Source organism: Streptomyces sp. NPDC093598 (genome assembly GCF_044764825.1).
In the GTDB taxonomy this organism is placed as follows: domain Bacteria; phylum Actinomycetota; class Actinomycetes; order Streptomycetales; family Streptomycetaceae; genus Streptomyces.
Genome location: NZ_JBIWIV010000002.1, coordinates 806153 through 823694, shown reverse-complemented (window position 1 = coordinate 823694; position 17542 = coordinate 806153). Strand labels below are relative to the sequence as shown.

The 17542-nt window shown below is 74.2% G+C and carries 13 protein-coding genes and 1 tRNA gene; 5 read left to right on the top strand and 9 right to left on the bottom strand.

Annotation, left to right across the window (positions count from 1 at the left end):
* Positions 1 to 80 precede the first annotated feature (80 nt).
* Positions 81 to 2687, top strand: coding sequence for a CHAT domain-containing protein (locus ACIRDU_RS09755; RefSeq protein ID WP_403576536.1), 2607 nt, complete (start codon positions 81 to 83; stop codon positions 2685 to 2687).
* Positions 2688 to 2729: 42 nt separating this feature from the next.
* On the opposite strand, the gene ACIRDU_RS09750 is transcribed toward ACIRDU_RS09755, so the two are convergent.
* A complete protein-coding gene (locus ACIRDU_RS09750) occupies positions 2730 to 4451 on the bottom strand; it encodes a LuxR C-terminal-related transcriptional regulator (protein WP_403576534.1) in 1722 nt (573 codons plus the stop codon).
* Between the two features lie 99 nt (positions 4452 to 4550).
* Here ACIRDU_RS09750 and ACIRDU_RS09745 point away from each other — a divergent pair, with 99 nt between their 5' ends.
* On the top strand, positions 4551 to 5636 hold the full coding sequence (locus ACIRDU_RS09745) for a M12 family metallopeptidase (protein WP_403576532.1): 1086 nt from the start codon (positions 4551 to 4553) through the stop codon (positions 5634 to 5636).
* Positions 5637 to 5783: 147 nt separating this feature from the next.
* Here ACIRDU_RS09745 and ACIRDU_RS09740 read toward each other — a convergent pair whose 3' ends face one another.
* The 4 genes from ACIRDU_RS09740 to ACIRDU_RS09725 all read right to left on the bottom strand — a co-directional run bounded on the left by ACIRDU_RS09740 (position 5784) and on the right by ACIRDU_RS09725 (position 13517).
* Positions 5784 to 8105, bottom strand: coding sequence for an extracellular solute-binding protein (locus ACIRDU_RS09740; RefSeq protein WP_403576530.1), 2322 nt, complete (start codon positions 8103 to 8105; stop codon positions 5784 to 5786).
* Positions 8102 to 9586 carry a hypothetical protein gene (locus ACIRDU_RS09735; protein WP_403576528.1) on the bottom strand — a complete coding sequence of 495 codons (1485 nt, stop codon included), beginning with the start codon at positions 9584 to 9586 and terminating at the stop codon, positions 8102 to 8104. Before ACIRDU_RS09735 ends, ACIRDU_RS09740 begins: the two co-directional genes overlap by 4 nt.
* 51 nt (positions 9587 to 9637) lie before the next feature.
* On the bottom strand, positions 9638 to 11878 hold the full coding sequence (locus tag ACIRDU_RS09730) for a tetratricopeptide repeat protein (protein ID WP_403576526.1): 2241 nt from the start codon (positions 11876 to 11878) through the stop codon (positions 9638 to 9640).
* 313 nt (positions 11879 to 12191) lie between these two features.
* Complete coding sequence (locus ACIRDU_RS09725; protein WP_403576524.1) at positions 12192 to 13517, bottom strand: trypsin-like peptidase domain-containing protein; 1326 nt, start codon at positions 13515 to 13517, stop codon at positions 12192 to 12194.
* A gap of 84 nt (positions 13518 to 13601) precedes the next feature.
* Between ACIRDU_RS09725 and ACIRDU_RS09720 the strand changes: the two genes are divergently transcribed.
* Positions 13602 to 13901, top strand: coding sequence for a trypco2 family protein (locus tag ACIRDU_RS09720; RefSeq protein WP_403576522.1), 300 nt, complete (start codon positions 13602 to 13604; stop codon positions 13899 to 13901).
* A 107-nt stretch (positions 13902 to 14008) separates the two neighbouring features.
* Here the strand turns inward: ACIRDU_RS09720 and ACIRDU_RS09715 are convergent.
* The 3 genes from ACIRDU_RS09715 to ACIRDU_RS09705 form a co-directional block, all read right to left on the bottom strand.
* Positions 14009 to 14082 (bottom strand) — tRNA-Pro (locus ACIRDU_RS09715).
* A gap of 65 nt (positions 14083 to 14147) precedes the next feature.
* Entirely contained in the window at positions 14148 to 14444 is a 297-nt protein-coding gene (locus ACIRDU_RS09710) for a hypothetical protein (protein WP_403576520.1), read from the bottom strand.
* Positions 14445 to 14585: 141 nt separating this feature from the next.
* Positions 14586 to 14777, bottom strand: coding sequence for a hypothetical protein (locus ACIRDU_RS09705; protein ID WP_403576518.1), 192 nt, complete (start codon positions 14775 to 14777; stop codon positions 14586 to 14588).
* A gap of 124 nt (positions 14778 to 14901) precedes the next feature.
* Between ACIRDU_RS09705 and ACIRDU_RS09700 the strand changes: the two genes are divergently transcribed.
* Positions 14902 to 15246: a cupin domain-containing protein gene (locus tag ACIRDU_RS09700; RefSeq protein ID WP_403576516.1), complete on the top strand. Its 345-nt coding sequence runs from the start codon at positions 14902 to 14904 to the stop codon at positions 15244 to 15246.
* A 13-nt stretch (positions 15247 to 15259) separates the two neighbouring features.
* On the opposite strand, the gene ACIRDU_RS09695 is transcribed toward ACIRDU_RS09700, so the two are convergent.
* Complete coding sequence (locus tag ACIRDU_RS09695; protein WP_403576514.1) at positions 15260 to 16258, bottom strand: LacI family DNA-binding transcriptional regulator; 999 nt, start codon at positions 16256 to 16258, stop codon at positions 15260 to 15262.
* Between the two features lie 111 nt (positions 16259 to 16369).
* Here ACIRDU_RS09695 and ACIRDU_RS09690 point away from each other — a divergent pair, with 111 nt between their 5' ends.
* Positions 16370 to 17533, top strand: a complete 1164-nt coding sequence (locus ACIRDU_RS09690) for a Gfo/Idh/MocA family protein (RefSeq protein ID WP_403576512.1) — start codon at positions 16370 to 16372, stop codon at positions 17531 to 17533.
* Positions 17534 to 17542 lie beyond the last annotated feature (9 nt).

The window sequence follows — 17542 nt, the reverse complement described above, 5'->3', positions numbered from 1 at the left end:
GTCAACAAGAGCCGTCTCGCCGTCTCTTGATACAGCTCGACACCTGTGTGGTGCGCTCCGGGGCCACTACCATCCGAGGAGTGACAGCGGGAAGCGACTCGGTTACGGAACTGCTGCCGATGGTGTTCGCCGACCCGGGCGAGGCTCTCGCGAGGGCCCGGGCGCTGCTCGACGCCGATCCGTCCCCGCTGGACGCCTCCGTCGCCCACCAGGTGATCGGCATCTGGCAGCGGGACTTCGGCGATCTGCGGCTCGCGCTGCGCCATCTGCGGCGGGCCCGGGAGTGCGCGGCGCGCGCGGACTCGGCCGACCGGGAGGCGGACGTGCTGGCCACGCTGGGCGTGGCGCTGGTGCACGCGGGCCGTACCCGGGAGGGCCTGGCGGCGTTCGAGCGGGGTGTGGCGCGGGGCGCGGGGCACACCAGGGCGCGGGTGCTGTACCGGCGGGCGTACGTGTGGTGGGTGCTCGGTCACCACCGCGAGGCGCTGGAGGACGTGCGCCGTGCGGTGCCCGTGCTGCGGCAGGCTGAGGACGTGATCTGGACGGCGCGGGCGCTGACCCTGCGCGCCACCGTGCATCTGGCGCTGGGGGCGGTGGATCGGGCCGAGGCGGACTTCACCGCGGCCGAGGCGCTGTGGGAGACCACCGGCCAGGAGCACGACAAGGCCGACGCGGTGGAGAGCCGGGGCCTGGCCGCGTTCCGGTCCGGGGACGTGCCGGCGGCGCTGCGGCTGCTGGACGAGGCGGAGGAGCGGTACGCCCGGCTCGGCACGCCGACGTTCATGCTGAACATCCGGCGCTGCGAGGTGCTGATGGCGGCCGGTCTCGCACCGGAGGCGCTGGCCGAGGCGGACGCGGCCATCGGGAAGCTGGACGGGATCGGCGGGCAGTCCACCCGCAAGGCGGAGCTGCTGCTGGCCGCCGCGCGGGCCGCCCGGCTGGCGGGCGATCCGCACACGGCGATCGCCCGCGCGGCGCTCGCGGTCCGGCTGTTCGCCGGGCAGCGGCGCACCTGGTGGGAGACGCACGCCCGGCTGGTGCTGATCGAGGCGCGGCACGCGGCCGGGCGCGGCTCGGGGCGGCTGGTCGCCGATGCCGCCTCGGTGGCCGGGAAGCTGGCGTCCTTCGGCGCCCCGGCCGCGCCGGAGGCGTCGCTGCTGGCGGGCCGGATCGCGCTGGGCCTGGGCTGGACGGCGGACGCGGAGCGGCACCTGGCCGTGGCCGCGCGCAGCCGGCGCAGCGGTCCCCCGCTGGCGCGGATGACGGGCTGGGCGGCGCAGGCGCTGCGGGCGCAGGCCGCCGGGTCGGCCCGCGGGGTGCTGGAGGCCTGCCGGCGCGGCCTGGACGTGCTGGACGACCACCGGATGACGCTGGGCGCCTCGGAGCTGAGGGCCCGCGCCACCGAACAGGGAGCGGAGCTGGCGGCGTTGGCGCAGCGGGCCAGCCTGGTCTCCGGCGGCCCCCGGCGGCTGCTGGTGTGGAGCGAGCGCTGGCGGGCCACCGTGCTGTCCACCCCGCCGACCCGGCCGCCCGCCGACCCGGAACTGCTCAGCGGCATGACCGCCTTCCGCGAGATCGCCTCCCGTGCGGAGGCCGCCCGGATGGAGGGCCGGCCGGTCCCGGCGCTGGAGCGCGAACAGCGGCGCCTGGAGCGGGAGATCCGCTCCCGCACCCTGCACATGCGGGGTGAGGCGCCCGGGGGCGGGGACCGGTTCGACGTCGGCCGGCTGCTGGAGCACCTGGGTGACGAGGTCCTGCTGGTGGAACTCGCCGTGCTCGACGGGCGGGTGCACGTGCTGTTGTGCGGGCGGGGGCGGGTGCGCCGGTTCGAGGCCGGGCTGCTGGCCGAGGCGGAGACCGAAGCCGAGCATGTGCAGGCCGGGCTGCGGCGGCTGGCCCACCCCGGGGCGGAGGCCCGGCTTCCCGTGGTGGAGGCGGCGGGGCGGCGGCTGGAGGAACTCCTCCTCGGACCGGCCGCGGCGCACCTGGGGGGCGGGCCGGTGGTGATCGTGCCGCCGGGGCGGCTGCACCGGGTGCCGTGGGCGCTGCTGCCCTCGCTGCGGGAGCGGGTGCTCAGCGTGTCGCCGTCGGCGGGCAGCTGGCTGCGGGCCCGGGAGACCGCGCCGCCACCGGACGGCTGCCATGTCCTGGTGCGCGGCCCGGGCCTGGCGACCGGTGGCGCCGAGGTGCCCGAGCTCGCCGCCCGGTACGGCTGCGCCACGGTCCTGGAGGACGGCGAGGCACGGGTGCCGCGTGTGCTGGAGGAGCTGGACGGGACGGCGCTGGCGCACATCGCCGCGCACGGCACGTTCCGCGCGGACAGCCCGCTGTTCTCGTCCCTGCGGATGGCCGACGGGCCGATCGTCGTGCACGACTTCGAGCGGCTGGACCGCAGCCCTTACCGGATCATCCTGTCCTGCTGCGACACCGCCCGGCTCGCGTCCGTCGGAGCCGACGAACTTCTCGGCCTGGTCACGGCGTTGCTGCCGCTCGGCACGGCCGGGGTGGTGGCGTGCAGCGCCCCCGTCAACGACGCCGCGGTGGTGCCTTTGATGCTCGCGCTGCACAAGGGCCTCGACGCCGGCCTGTCCTTGGCGGAGGCGCTGCGCGATGCCCGGGCCGCCCTGCCGGGCGACGCGCTGCACCAGGCCACGGGCTGGGCGTTCTCGGCGTTCGGGGCGGCCTGACCCGTCCCCTGTTCGGGTCAGGCCGCCGGTCCTGGTGCCGGCTCAGGCCGGTTGGGCCTCCGGCGTCCGGTCCAGCCACGGCAGGGCGCCGCGGTCGCTCGCGCCGAGCCGGGCGTAGGCGCTGTACAGGTGGTTGCCGACGGTGCGGATCGACAGGGTGAGACGTTCGGCGATCTGCCGGTTGGTCAGGCCGGCCGCGGCGAGGGTGACGATCTGCCGCTGCCGGGCGGTGAGTTGGCCGAGGGCCAGCCCGGACAGGGCGGGGGTGCGGGCTCCCTGGCAGCGCCGGGCCAGGGCGACGGCCCGGGTGCGGGAGTGCCGGGCGGCGCGCGGATCGCGGTGAGCGCCCACGGCCTGGGCGTACGCCTCGGCGGCGAACAGCAGGAAGCCCCGCCGCTCCAGTTCCCCGGCCACCTCGTCCAGGTCCGGTCCGTCGGCACGGGTGAGGGCGTCGGCGTGCCGGGCGAAGACGCCGCCCAGCCGGTCGACGACCTTCTCGGGGGCGCCGAGGCGGACGGCGTCGTAGGGGTCGGTGAGGGCCTCCGGGTCCAGGTCGCCCCGGCTGTCCACGGCCGCCGCCGCGCGGGCGAATTCCGCCCGGCACGACGCGTCCCCGGGGTCGCCCCGCAGGCCTTCCCGCGCCCAGGCCGCTGCCTGCCTCACCTCCCCGCGCAGCCGCGCGAACCGGGCGCGCACCGCGGCGTACCCGCCCGGCAGCGGTCCGCCCTCGGCGACCATCCACTCCCCCACCGGTGTGGGCATCGCCCGTACGTCGTGCTGGTCGATCCGGTGGGCCAGAGCGGCCGACTCGGCGTCGAGGGCGGCGGCACACTGGTCCGGCGTCCGGGCCAGTCGCCGCGCCCGCAGCCGGCCCGCCGCGGCCCTGAGCACCGGTCCGTACAGGGGGTGGGCGAGACGGACGGCACCTCGGTCGTCGACCTCGATCAGGCCGTCGGACTCCAGGACTTCCAGGGCGCCGACGTCCAGGGCGTCCAGGTCCGACGGCAGGGGTTCGGCGAAGGCGAGGCGGTCGAGGGTCTCACGTTCGAGTGGGCAGTCCCGGCCGAGGACGGGCGCGGTGCGCTCCCGCACGGCCGGGGTCAGCGGCACGGGACCCCGCCACGCGCGTTCGCCGGTGTCCGGAACGGGAGTCAGCAGCCCGCGCACCGCCCCCAGCAGGTCGCGCAGCAGCCGCAGGTCGCCCCGGCTCAGGCGGCGCAGCCGGTCGGCGGTGAGCGCGTCGAGAGGGCCTGCGCCGGCCGTGAGCAGCTGGGCGGTCTCCTCGTCGGGCAGTGGCTCCAGCGTGAGGCGCGGCAGGAGTTCACCGGTCCAGAGCCGGGCGACCGCGCCGGGCACCGGGCTGCCGTCCGTGGCGACGACCAGCAGCCGGGTGCGCCCGTGCACGGCGAGCTGATGGACCAGGGCTGCGGAGGCGTCGTCGAGAAGGTGCGCGTCGTCCACCAGCAGCGTACGGATGCCGGACAGCAGCTGGACCGCGCGGTGCAGTGTGACCGACTCGGGCAGCAGATGGGCGAACGCCGCGAAGGGGATGGCCCGGCTCTCGGGCGTACCGGCCGCCCGGGCGCAGTCGGTGCCGCGGATCGCCTCGGTGGCGAGGCGGGTCTTGCCGCAGCCGGCCGGGCCCGTCACCACGATGCCGCGCCGCACACCGGCCAAAGACCGGCGGACCAGCTCCCGTTCGTCCTCCCGCCCGGCGAACGGCCAGGGCAGTTCCAGCGTCGTCGCGTCCCTCTCGTAGGTCATCACACAGATATGAGCGCGGCTACTCACTCCTGATACAGGGTGACTTGAGTAGCCGCCGACTCAGGCGCCCGGGACGGGCCGCAGGGCAGGCTGTGGCCCATGACCGCACGCTACTGCTCGCTGGCACAGGCGCCGGCGCCCGCCTTCGCACCGGGGCTGGCGGCCGAGCGGCTGAACGTGCTCGCGAGCGGACGGCGGATGTGGGTCAACGGCACCGTCGTGCACTACTGGTTCTTCGACGGTGACACCGACGCGTCCGTCATCCCCGTGCCGGGGAGGGGGATGACGCGACGGGTGTCGTGGGCCGGCGCCGAGGAACAGCGGGACGTGGTGCGCGCGTGCTTCCGGGAGTGGCAGGACCTCGGCATCGGGATCACCTTCGCCGAGGTCGACGACCGCTCGGAGGCCGAACTGCGCATCGGATTCCAGGCCGGCGACGGCTCCTGGTCCGCGGTGGGCCGGGCGGCACTGCCGGCCGGCCGGCACGAACGCACCATGAACTTCGGCTGGGACCTGACCGCGCCCGGGGGACGCGCGACGGCCCTGCACCAGATCGGGCACGCACTCGGCCTGCTGCACGAGCACCAGAGCCCGTTCGCCGGGATCCACTGGGACGACGAGGCCGTGTACGCCGAGCTGGCGGGCCCGCCCCACCACTGGAGCCGGGAGCGGACGCACTACAACATCCTGCGCAAGCTCGGCTCCGACGAGGTCGGCGGCTCCGTCTGGGACCCGCAGTCGATCATGGAGTTCCCGTTCCCGCCGGGGCTGATCCTGGAGCCGGAGGAGTACCGGGGTGGCTTGAACCCGCCCGGCACCCTGTCCGCCGCCGACAAGGAGGCGGTGCTGCGCTGGTATCCGCCGGCGCATCCGCAGGGTGCGCCCGCGCTGGTGCCGTTCCGTTCGGCGCCGCTCGGGCTCGGCCCGGGCGAACAGGCGGACTTCGTGATCGACCCGCCCGAGACCCGCACGTACACGCTGGGCACCTTCGGCGACTGCGACGCCGTCGTCGTGCTCTTCGAGGAGCGGGGCGGAGAACCCCGCTACCTCGCCGGACAGGACGACGGGGGAACTCCGCACAACGCCACGATCGGCGCCCGGCTCGTCAAGGGCCGCCGCTACGCCGTCCGGGTACGCCTGTACTCCGCCTGGGGTTCCGGCGAGACGGCGGTGATGTGCTGGTGACGGCACGGATCCGCCGCGCGGACACCTGAGCCGCAGTCCGGCACCGGGGGAGCGGTCGAGGACGTCGCCCATGGGGGTGGGTGACGTCCTCGACCACGCCACACGGGCTCGCGTGCCCGAACCCGGGGCATGGCCACGCGGCCGGATTCACGCCCGGGGCTCGCTGCACACCCTGAGTTCCTCGATGTCCTCGTTCTGGTCCGTCACCTCCTGGACTTTTTTGACGCCGCCCAGGATGTCGTCGAGGTCCTCGTCGGACAGTCCGCCTCCGGCAACGGCGGCGACGGTCCGCAGCACCGCCTCGTGGAACGCGTCCCGCACGGCGGGCCGCATGACATCGGAGGCGTCGAGGCAGCGCGGCACCGCGGTCTGCCGGAACCGTCCGTAGATCGCGCGGGCGGTGGAGTCCACATCGCCGTGGTCGGCGATCTCCGTCATGACCGGGAGCATCGCCGAGTACATGGTGCCCTGCCCCGCCCACCTCTCCTGCCCGTCCTCGGAGAAGAGGGCGCGCAGCGCCTTGCGGGCAGGTTCCCGGTCGTTGAAGAGGGCGGCGAAATCGCCGGACACCTCGTAGGCCCGTGTCCGGTAGGGCCCGCCCGGGAGCAGTGGTGCGGCGTCCGTGAGGCGGGCGCCGTCGTCACCCTGCGCGAAGGAGCCCTGGTGTTCGAGGGCGCACCGGGGGGTGGTCTCGCGGAAGGCGGTGTTGCGCCGTTTCAGAGCGGCGGGGCCACGCCAGTCGGTGGTCAGTGCCTGCTCTGCCCGGCCGCGGTCCGTGGCGAGGAAGCGGGCCCACTGCCGCCATGCCTCCCGGACCGGTCCCTTCGTCCACACCGTGGAGGCGTTCTTGCCGCTGCCGCGGGCCCAGTCCGCGTAGACGCCCGGTCCGGCCCGCTGCAACACGATGTCCTCGATCCAGTCGGTGCCGGGCCAGCCGGCGGCGCCGTCCTCACCCATGCCGAGGCACCAGGAGGACAGGTTGCCGGGGTGGCCGACGGCGTCGCGGGACTGCCACACGATGCTCTTGAGGTTGGCGTTGACCGGCCACCAGTAGGTTTGCCCCTTGCCGTCCGGGCGCCAGGGGCCCGCGTATCGCAGCTCCTCGACCAGGTCGTCGAGCGGCTTCAGGTGCTTCTCGGCGCGGTACTCGGCCAGTTCCCCGATGCCGGGCATGATCGCGATGTCGGGCGGGTCACCGGCCTGGACCCGCGAGAGCAGCACCTCGCGCTGGGCGGGGGTGCCTTGATAGCTGACACGGATGCCGGCGGCTTCCATCAGGCCGCGGAAGCGCTGTTCCTCCTTGCCCGTCCACGGGCCGAGTACGGTGACGACGGGGTTGCGCTCCAGGAGTTGCGGGGTGGCGATCGCCGCCAGGACAGCCAACGCGGCCGCCGCGGCGATCCAGCGGCGCCCCCTCGTGCGGGTCGCCCGGTTCCACGAGCCGCGCGCCCACGACCAGTCGACCGGGCGCTCCGGGTAGTCGGTGGTGAGCCGGGCGACGAGGCCGGCGACGGCGGCGCAGATGCCGGCCAGACCCACGACGACGTAGACACCGTTCCACCAGCCGAAGGCGGACAGGTCGGGCAGGCCGGTGGCGGCGACCTGCTGCTGTGCGGCGGTCAGGGCCCGGGCGTTTCCCTGCAGCGAGTCCGTCAGGGCGATGTGCAGGATGTCCCTGAGATGGTCGCGTGCGGTGTTCAGGCCCTGGGCGGTACGCCACGCCAGGAAGGCCGGCACCGTGGCCAGGGCCATGGGAGCGGCGGCGCCGGCCAGGATCCAGGGGGCCAGCAGCCGACCACAGCGCCGGCTGATGACACGGCACGCGAGGCCCGCCACGGTGGCGGCGGCGGCCAGCGAGGCGGCTGCCACCACCCAGGCGGCCGTCAACAGCACGCCCGGCTCGGACAGTTCGCCGGCCCGGTGTCGTTCGGCGTTGGCGACCTTGTCGAGGCGGTCGAGCAGACCGGTGTCCGGGCGGTTCAGCAGGGCGTCGGCTTCGGCGAGTTTCTCGCTCCGCATCTCGCCGTCCGCCTGGTATTTGACCGTGGCGAGCGTGATGGCGTTGCTGTAGGCCTCCAGCAGGCCGTTGACTGCGGAGATGTCCTGGTCCATGCCGCTGCCGACGTGGTCCGCGAGCTGGGTCAGGCCCTGGTCCGCGGCGGCGAGCTGGCTCTGGGCCGTCTCGCCCGCCCCGACCGTACCGGCGACCTCCCGCTCGATCGAGTGCCGGGCCGCCTCGTCGGCACGCAGCACGGCGAGCCTGACGGCTGCCGAGCCACGTACGGACGGCGCGACATCGTCGCGCAACTCCCGCACGCGCGCATCCAGTTGTGGCACGGCCACGGCGGTGAGCAGACTGACGCCGACGGCGGCGCAGCCGAGGAAGGCCCACAGGTGACGCAGCAGCAGCCGTCGTGTGCTCACGCCGCGCCGGGCCGCGCCGGGCCGCTGCTCGCGCCCTCCCCTCACGACAGTTCCTTTCCGCAGCGCACGCAGTAGAAGGCCCCGGGGGCGGCCGGCTCCCGGCAGTCCGGGCGGGGGCAGGCGGTGCGCTGTCGGCCTGCCGTGCGGCCCGTGCTCCCGTTCGCCGACCGGGCGCCGAGGCGCAGCAGCGTGACACTGACCCGGTGGGCGTCGGCGGGCAGGCTCACGCTCACGGATCCGGCGGCGGCGTCGTGGATGTCGCCCCAGGCCTCGATCTCGTCGAGGACCCAGCGCACCCGCAGCCGGTGGGCCACCGCGGCGGCCTGACCCAGGTGCCGTTCCGCGTCCGCTCTTCGACCGGCTCCCAAGGAGGTGAGGCCCTTCTTGAGATGGGCGATCATCCGGTTCTGCGAGTCGAGGAAGCGGCTGCTGTCACCGGTCGTCTCGTCGCTCGCGTTCGAGGCGGTTCGTGCGGGTGGGAGGCCGGGATCACGCCAGCAGGCGGTGACGGCTTCGTGCCGGGGTCCCAGCGAGACCATGGCGAACTGGAGTACTTCGCCGAGCGGATCACCGGAGCCGTCGACGCGCAGGTCGAGCAGGAACTCGCTGCCGCTGCCCGCCGGGTCCCACGGCAGGGCATGGAACACGTGACGGTGCGGTCCCGACGACGGCTCGGCGGCGAGTTCCAGGTGCTGGGGCTTGAACTGGACGAACGACTCGACGCGCACGCCGGGGCGCACGGTGACCTCCAGCGGCAGCGCGGGGACGGCCCGGCGGCAGGCCCGGCGGACCGCCGCGGCGAGTTCGGCGGCGAAGTCCGGTCCCGCGGCGTCGGCCGTCCCCCGCAGACGGCTGACGATCCGCTCCAGCGGCTGGTAGTCCCAGTCCGCGCCGACGGCCACGACGTCGCAGGTGAACGCGGTGCCGCACGCCGTCAGTTCCTCGGTGAGCGAGGCGTTCTCGTATCCGGTGCTCCCGTCGGTGACGAGCAGCAGTCTGCACAGCGGCCGGTCGCACCCGGCGAACGTCCGCCGGGCCACGGCCAGCCATCCTTCGTAGCCGGAGGATGCCGGTGCGCCGTCGGCGGCCAGCGGGGCCGCGCCCATCGCGAAGGCCGCGTTGACCCGGTGCTTCCGGTCGGCCGACGCCCATGCACCGGGCTCCGCCGGGTAGTAGCGCACGGGCCCGCCTCCGCGCCCGTCGGCCGCCGTGAGCACGGCGAACGACACACCTGAGGGCATGGCGGCGAGCGCTGCCCGCATCGCCGTCACCATGCGCTCCCTGCGGTGTTCGGCGAGGTCGAGCGCGATGAGCAGGGCGAGCTGCCCGGGGTCCGCGTGGTCTCCCTCTGCCCGGTCGAGGACGGTCACCTTCACCTGCGCGAGCAGCCTGACCGACTCTCCCGGTATCCGCGGCACGAGCTCGGGCTCGTCGACGTCGACGACGAGGGTGGTGGCGTACGGCACCGCGGTCCCGCCGCCGCCCGAGGGGGGCGCCGTCGGGGCCTGCTCGGCCGGAGATCTCATCAGTGCCTCCTGACAGGTGCTGCGGTACGGCGGCAGGGCACCGGCGGCGTCTCATGTCAACGTCGTCGGGCGGACGGCGTGGGCGCGCTCCACCAGGGCCTCGCTGAGGTCCGGATCGGCGGCGGCGAGGTCCAGGTAGTCGCGCTCCAGTAGGACGCGGACCTCCACCGCCCGGCGTTCCTCGGGGGTCGGTTCGTGCGCGGGGCGCCACCAGCTGCGCAGGCGGTGCAGGCGGCGGCGCAAGGTGGCCTCGCCCGCGTCGGTGATGCCGTGCTTCAGGTGCAGCGCGGCGAGCTGCCACTCGTTGACCTCGATGCGCAGCCGGAGTTCGTCGAGCGGTGCGAGGACCAGCTCCCGTTCCTGTGAAGGGCGGTTCCGGTCCGCGACGTGTGCGGCGAGCACCGCCTCGGCGGCTTCCGGCGAGGGCAGATCCTCGGGGCCGTGACCCAGGCAGGCGGCCCGGATCCGGGTGGCGGCCCGCTGGGCGAGGGTGCGGCCACGGGTGCCACGCGGTACCCGTTCGAGGGCGGCCAGCGCCTTGTCACGGTCGTGCTCGTCGAGAGCGAGGCGGGCCAGGCCCAGGGCGGCGCCGCAGTGCGCCGGGTTGCGCAGATGCACCGCGTGGAACAGATCGCGGGCCCGGGCCCGTGCCGCGGCGGCGTCCGGTGCCCGTGCTTCCGCGTGGGCGGCGCACTCGTAGGCGTAGGCGAGGGCCAATTTCGGTGCGTACTCGCCCGGCAGGTCGGCGCGGACCAGCTCGAAGCTCCGGCACGCCTCGGCCAGGTCCGCCGCCCGGCCCGCGGGACGCCCCGACGCACCCGTGCCGAACCGGGCGAGCGCGATCAGCCCCCGGTGCCACTCCAGGCGCCAGCGCCGCACTTCCTCGGGCCCCGGGATGCCCTCGGCCAGGGCCAGTTCCGCTTCCGCCGCGTCCACGTCGGGCGGTGCGGGATCGGTGGCGAGGGCGACGCGGATGTTGTGCAGGCAGATCTCGGCGGAGGGCTCGTCGTCGGGGATCTGCTGGAGCCGCACCGTGCGGGCGTAGCCCCCGCTCACGCCGAACTCCGGGGTCCTCGGGTCCTTCGAGAACGGCTTGGGGACCGGGAGCCGTCGGGCGATCTCGACGGGCGTGGGCCGACCGTGGTCCAGGATCCGCAGGACGGGCGGGGCTCCGCGACGCGGGGGGTCCTCGTCAGGACGCGCGAGGTCGGACGTCGCCGGTACGTCGCCGAGCCGCTCACCCAGCCAGTCCGGCGACGGGTCGAAGTAGCCGGACGGCTCGGGTGAGCCACCCTTGCCGCGCAGCGCCCTGATCTCGCGCAGAGCGCCCCGGAGTTGGTCGGCCATCTCTTCCGCGTCCTTGAACCGCGGCCCTTCCTCCACCGTGCGTGTGGCACGGTCGATGACGGCGTCGAGCGAACCCGTGCCGAGGCCGGGCACGTCGTCGCGGACGGCGGGGGCGGCGAGGCAGCGCAGGGTCACGCCGACGGTGTGCAGGTCGTTGGCGAGGGTGAGTTCGCCGGCCAGCTCCGGCGCGTGGAAGCCGGGTGTCACATGGGGCGGCGGCTCGGTCTGGTGCAGCTTGCGCACACTGCCCATGTCGATGACCTTGACGTGGTCATCGACATGGACGACGTTCGACGGCTTCATGTCGCCATACAGAAGATCCTGCTGGTGCAGGTGGGAGAGCGCCGTCAGGATCTGGATGCCGTACGTGGCGACGTGCTCGATGTCGAGCGTCTCGTGTCCCCGGCGGACCTCGTCGATGATCGACTGAAGGGTGTGGTCACCGACGTCCTCCATGACGATGTGACCGCCCCGGACGCGGAGCTCGGGGTTCGGGACACTGTCCTCGCCCGATGTGGGGGCTCCGTAGGGGAGGAAGTCGCGGATCCGCACGATGTACGGGTGCCGGCTGGCCACGAGGGTGCGCCGCTCGAGGTCGGCGAGGGCGGCGCCGTGCGCGCCGTAGCGGTCCCTCAGGGTCTTCACGGCGACGAGGTCGTCGAGGTGGGTGTCCTCGGCGAGGTACACCCAGCCCTGACCGCCACGGGCGACAGGGCCCTTGATGTGGTACTGGCCGCTGAGCGTGGCGCCCCGTACGAAGTCGGGCCGCATGGCGTGCGGCTTGCCGCAGCGCGGGCAGTACTGCCGGTCGGGGCTGTCGGCGAGGACGGGGATCGTGGCGCCGCAGTCCGGTGTGCGGCAGCGCTGTGCCTGGTCCGCGATGTGCGCGCCGCCGTCGAGCCGCTCCTCGGGCGAGCGCGGCGTGCGGGCCGGCAGTGTCAGCAACTGCCGGGGGCCCCGTGGTCCGTCACCCGGCTCCGGCAGCGGCCGCGCGTCCCGTCGTCGGCCGCACCGATCGCAGTACCCGGTCGGCAGGATCTCCCCGCCGCAGGGCCCTCCACTGAGCCGTCGCTGACGGCACGGCTCCGTGCTCACGCGCATGGTCCTCCCCCGTCCTGCCCCACGGCCGTCGGCATCGCTGCCACGACGGCGGGCCGCGCCGTTCCCTCTGCGATGCATGCACGCCCGCGGCTCACCCGCCGGACTTCCCGAAACCCGGCGGTTCGCCCGTCCGGCGCACCGCCGACCCCGCACCCACTCACGTGCCCCCCGGATACGCCGCCCGCAGCCCGTCCACGAACTCCCGTAAGGCGCGCAGCCGTTCCGCCGGATCGGTCATGGCCGCGATCGCCTCTCTGCGCCTCATCAGGTCCGCGGTGGCAGCGGTGGCGTGGCGCAGGGACTCCGCGTCGACCATCCCGGCCTCGCGCGCGCGGCGGGCCTCCCACTCCTTCCCACGGGCCAGCAGGTCATCGGCGCAGGCGAGGAGGCCGGGCTCGAGCACCATGTCGCGCACCTCCCGCCATCCCGGGCCGCCGCTGTCGCGGAACACCAGCAGCAGCCGCACGCCGCACGTGACGAGCCGGGCGAGCAGCCCGGCGAGGCGGGCGGGGCTGCGGGCCTCGTCCACGCCGTCGACGAGGACGGTGATGCCGGGCTCGGCGGCGTACGGGGTGGTGCCGGCCGGGCGCACGCCCCGGCCCAGCAGCCACTCCCGGCACGCGGGGTAGCCGCCGGGGGCGAAGGTGAGTGCCCGGCCCAGGAGCCGGTCGACCAGCTCGGCCCGGGAAGCGTCGGCCGGCCGGTGCACGCAGGCGGCGAGGTGTTCCAGGTGGCGCAGGGTCCGCTCCCGGCCGCCCCCGCGCTCGACCACGCTGACCTTGACCGGGGGGCCGGACGGGTCGGCCAGCCAGCGCCGCGCCCGCTTGTCGAAGCCCCGGTCCCAGGCATCGGGACGCGCCAGCTCACGGACGACGGGGGAGAGTTCGGCCATGCGCGCGACAGGGATGAGGTACGAGTACGCCAGCACGTTGTCCTGCGGCAGCGGCTCGTCCAGGTCGCCCCGCCAGCTGACCACGATTCCCACCACGACCGGTTCTCCGTCCGCGGACACGGCCCATGCCCCGGCCCCGCTGAACCCGCGGCGCACCACTTCCCTGCGGTGCCGCGCATCGAACTGCACCCGGTGTCCCCTCAGGCCACGCACGGTCCCGGTGAGCACCATGCCGTCGTCGAAGCGCTCCGCGTACCCGGTGACGGTGACCTCGAGACCCGCGGTGAGCTCCGTCGACAGACTGGCCGGGAGGGCCTGCGGACGGGGGCTGTCCAGGCGCAGCACCGCGAGGTCCTCACCGTTCCCGTCCGGCAGGTCCGGCAGCCAGCCGCCGTCGGCGACGCGCGCGGCCACCGGCTCGACGCGCGCGTTCTCCACGAACTCGACCCACATCACCGCGTCCCGGTCCCGGACCACATGCGCGCACGTGAGGACGGTCCGCGCATCGATGAGGATGCCGGCGCCCCGTACCTCGCCCGCCGCTCCCCCCCACCGCAGGCGCACCCGCCAGTCCGCAGCCAGTTCCCCCATCCTCATCACGCTACGCATCAGGACCCGCCGGGACTAGACTCGTGCTCTTGCCGGATCAGCCAAAAGCCGTTCGGGGGAACAGACATGACGGGAAATCAGTCCGAACCGATCGGACTCGCGCAGGCGATCGACTCGATCCGCAAGGAACTGGCGCAGGCGGAGCGGGACGGCGCCGGCAGTGACTGGCGGTTCACCGTCGAACAGGTGAGCGTGGAGTTCTCGGTGCAGTTCCACCGGGCCGGTGAGGGCGGTGCGGGGCTGCGCCTGGGCGTCGTGGAGGCGCGCCTGGGCGGCGCGGTGAGCCACGACTCGGTGCACCGGGTGCAGGTGGACCTCAAGCCGGCGCCGACACCGAGTGGTGTCGAGCGGGTGGTGGGCCGGTAACCCGGCCGCGCCGTGACCGGCCCGGTTCGGCCCCCGTTCGGCCTCGAAAAGACCGCAAGGCCATTTCGGAGTGATCCGAAATGGCCTTGCGATCCGTACTTCACCCGTCGGGACGACAGGATTTGAACCTGCGACCCCTTGACCCCCAGTCAAGTGCGCTACCAAGCTGCGCCACGTCCCGATGCGTCTCGCGCGGTGAACCGCATGATCACGCAGGTCAACCCTACCGCATGTGGGGGGCGGGGCTCAGCCCCGCGACCCCTGGGGCGGCAGGGGCTCGGAGTGCGGGGCGCGGAGCGGGCAGGTGCCGAACATCTGCTCGCCGGGTTCCGTGGAGTCGCCCCGGGGCCGTCGCCCGCGACCGAGGTGGGCGTTGGTCCAGCCGGCGAGGCCCGCTGTCGAGACGGCGACGGCCAGGACCGCCCACCAGGGGAGCCCCGCCGTGGTGGCATGACCCGCGAAGGCCGCGACGGCCAGGAGCGCCGTGACGGCACCTCCGGTCGGTCCGGCTCGCCGGACGGGTCGGTGCCGCGTCTCGTCCACGTGCTGTCCCCCTTCGCCTGCGCATGCGCATGCCCGACGCATCTCAACAGGCGGGCATATGCCGCAAACAATACGCCAGTCGGCGGAAACTCCCGACCAGAGCAAAGGGGTTGAGACGGGTACCAGGACACCGGGAGCCGGTCAGGGTGCGCCTGTCAGCACCCTGCCCGTGCTGTCCCCTCCCACCCGCCGCGACCCTCGTACGGCGGCCAGGCCGATGAACACCATGTTGCCGGTGGGCAGCAACTTCCCCTCCCGGGGCGAATTCGACTGTCGCCGGGCGGCGGTGCCGGGCACGCCGGCGATCTCGGTGTCTCCGGCGAGGACGACCACCGGCACATTGAGCGCAGACGGACGCCGTCGCCGACGACAGGACGACGGAGTGTCCGCCCGCGCCCACCGGCACCCCACACTCTGTCGGGACCACTCCCCCGCTCACCGGGGCTAGGGTCGCCGCATGACGCACAGCTTCGTACTCCACATCCCCGACGCCGAGCTCGAACCCGAGCCCCTCGCGCCCGAGCAGATCGTCTCCGGGACGCCCGAGGTGACCGGGAAAGTGGTCTGGGAGTCGGAGGACGGCCGCCAGGTGCGGGGCGTCTGGCAGATCACCCCCGGCGTGGTCACCGACACCGAGGCCGACGAACTGTTCGTCGTGATCAGCGGGTCGGCGACGATCGAGGTCGAGGGCGGGCCGACGCTCGCCGTCGGGCCCGGCGACCTCGCCGTACTGCGCGAGGGCGACCGTACGACGTGGACGGTGCACGAGACCTTGCGAAAGGCCTACGCGATCAACCTCTGAACCTGGTGCGCGATCAGGGCGCCGGCGCCGTCGATCCCCGGATCTCCAGGGTGGGCGTGGCGAGTCGGACGCGGCCCTCGCCGCCGGCGCCTTCGAAGCGCTCCAGGAGGCAGCGGGCCGCGCGGCGGCCGACCTCGTGGCTCGTGTTGTCGACCGTCGTGAGCCACACGTGCCGCAGCCGGGCGATGCTCGTGTTGTCGTAGCCGACGACGGACAGGTCGCGCGGGACGCGCAGCCCCAGTTCCTCGGCCGCCGAGAGCACGCCGATGGCGGCGATGTCGTTGACGGCGAAGACGGCCGTGGGCCGGTCAGGACGGCTGAGCAGCCGGACGGTCGTGCGGTAGCCGCCCTCCTCGGTCATGTCGCTCGGCTCGGTCACCACCTGGTCCGCGAGGCCGTGCCCGCGCATCGTCGCCTCGAAGCTGCGGCGCCGCAGCTCGCCCACCGCGCCGTAGCCGGCGATGTGCGCGATACGGCGGTGGCCGAGGCCGATCAGGTGCTCGGTGGCCAGGCGGGCGCCCCGCTCGTCGTCGCCCGCCACGACGTCGACGCCCGGCGGTGCCGGTTCACGCGAGCCTGCCAGGACGACGGGGATGCGCTCGGCCACTGCCCCGAGGGCCGCCGGGTCGGGCAGCGTGCCGACCACGACCAGGCCGTCGACGCGCAGCTCCAGCAACGGGTCGGCCGGGTCCTGGCCGGTGCGGCGGTTGAGACGGGCGTCGGCGAGCAGCATCCGCAGGCCGTTGGCGTGCAGCAGGGAGTTCAGGCCGTCGAGGAGATCGACGAACCAGGGGTTGCGCAGGTCGTTGAGGAGGACGCCGACGGTGCGGGTGCGCTGCTCGCTGAGACTGCGGGCGGCGGCGTTGGGCCGGTAGCCGAGCTCCTGGGCGGCCCGGAGCACGGCGTCCCGCTTCTCGGGGCGCACCTGGTCGGAGCCGCGCAGCACCAGGGAGACGAGCGACTTGGAGACGCCGGCCCGGTCGGCCACGTCTCGGATCGTCGGCGGTCTCATGCGATGGACCGTTCCATGAGGCGCCACGGCTTGTCAAAAGGTTGACAGGGTCGGTGAACCCCGCTCAGGGTGGCCTGGACAGGTTCTGGAACGGTCCAAAGAGGGGCTCTCATGGTGGACACGCTCGGCGTCGCCGTCATCGGATTCGGCTGGATGGGGCGGGTGCACACCCAGGCGTACGCCCGCGTGCGGCACCACTATCCGCACCTCCCCCTCGTTCCGGAGCCGGTCACGGTCGCGGAGGAGGTGCCGGGCCGGGCGGAGGAGGCCGCCGCGCAGTTCGGGTTCGCCTCGACGACCCGGGACTGGCGCGAGGTGGCCGCCGACCCACGCGTGCAGGCGGTCAGCATCACCGCACCGAACTTCCTGCACCGCGAGATCGGTGTCGCCATGGCCGAGGCGGGCAAGCACATCTGGATCGAGAAGCCGGTGGGTCTGACCGCGGAGGACGCCGGCGCGGTCGCGGACGCGGTGGCCACAGCGGGCGTGCAGGGCACGGTCGGCTTCAACTACCGCAACGCGCCCGCCGTGGAGGAGGCCCGCGAGCTGATCGCCTCCGGGGAGATCGGCACGGTCACGCATGTCCGCATCCGGCTGTTCAGCGACTACGCGGCCCACCCCGAGGGGGCGCTGACGTGGCGGTACGAGCGGGAGCGGGGCGGCAGCGGCGTGCTGGGCGACCTGGCCTCGCACGGCGTGGACCTGGCCCGTCATCTGCTCGGCGACATCACGTCCCTGACCGCCGACACCGCGATCTTCCTCCCGGAGCGGGCCCGCCCGACCGGTGCCACGGCGGGGCACAGCCGCGCCGCCGGGGGTGACCTCGGCCCGGTCGAGAACGAGGACTATGTCAGCTGCCTGCTGCGCTTCGCCTCCGGGGCGCGCGGTGTGCTGGAGGCCTGCCGGGTCTCGGTCGGCGAGCAGAACAACTACGGCTTCGAGGTGCACGGCACGAAGGGTGCGGTGTTCTGGGACTTCCGCCGCATGAACGAGCTGGGGGTCAGCCGCGGCACGACGTACCAGGACCAGTCCGTCACCACGGTCCACGTCGGCCCGGGGCACGGCGAGTTCGCCGCGTTCCAGCCGGGCGCGGCCAACGCGATGGGGTACGACGACCTGAAGGTCATCGAGGCGTACCGCTTCCTGAAGTCGGTCGCCGAGGGCAGGCCGCACGGAGCGACGCTCACGGATGCCGTGCGCAGTGCGGCCGCGCTGGACGCGATGGCGCGGTCGGCGCGGAGCGGTACGTGGGCGGAGGTGGCAGGGCCGGTGTGATGCGGCTCC

Bases quoted from the DNA above. Each gene is read 5' to 3' on its own strand.
- ACIRDU_RS09735 (WP_403576528.1), bottom strand. From the start codon at position 9,586: ATGAGATCTCCGGCCGAGCAGGCCCCGACGGCGCCCCCCTCGGGCGGC.
- ACIRDU_RS09750 (WP_403576534.1), bottom strand. From the start codon at position 4,451: ATGACCTACGAGAGGGACGCGACGACGCTGGAACTGCCCTGGCCGTTC.
- ACIRDU_RS09725 (WP_403576524.1), bottom strand. From the start codon at position 13,517: ATGGGGGAACTGGCTGCGGACTGGCGGGTGCGCCTGCGGTGGGGGGGA.
- ACIRDU_RS09695 (WP_403576514.1), bottom strand. From the start codon at position 16,258: ATGAGACCGCCGACGATCCGAGACGTGGCCGACCGGGCCGGCGTCTCC.
- ACIRDU_RS09690 (WP_403576512.1), top strand. From the start codon at position 16,370: ATGGTGGACACGCTCGGCGTCGCCGTCATCGGATTCGGCTGGATGGGG.
- ACIRDU_RS09720 (WP_403576522.1), top strand. From the start codon at position 13,602: ATGACGGGAAATCAGTCCGAACCGATCGGACTCGCGCAGGCGATCGAC.
- ACIRDU_RS09700 (WP_403576516.1), top strand. From the start codon at position 14,902: ATGACGCACAGCTTCGTACTCCACATCCCCGACGCCGAGCTCGAACCC.
- ACIRDU_RS09745 (WP_403576532.1), top strand. From the start codon at position 4,551: ATGACCGCACGCTACTGCTCGCTGGCACAGGCGCCGGCGCCCGCCTTC.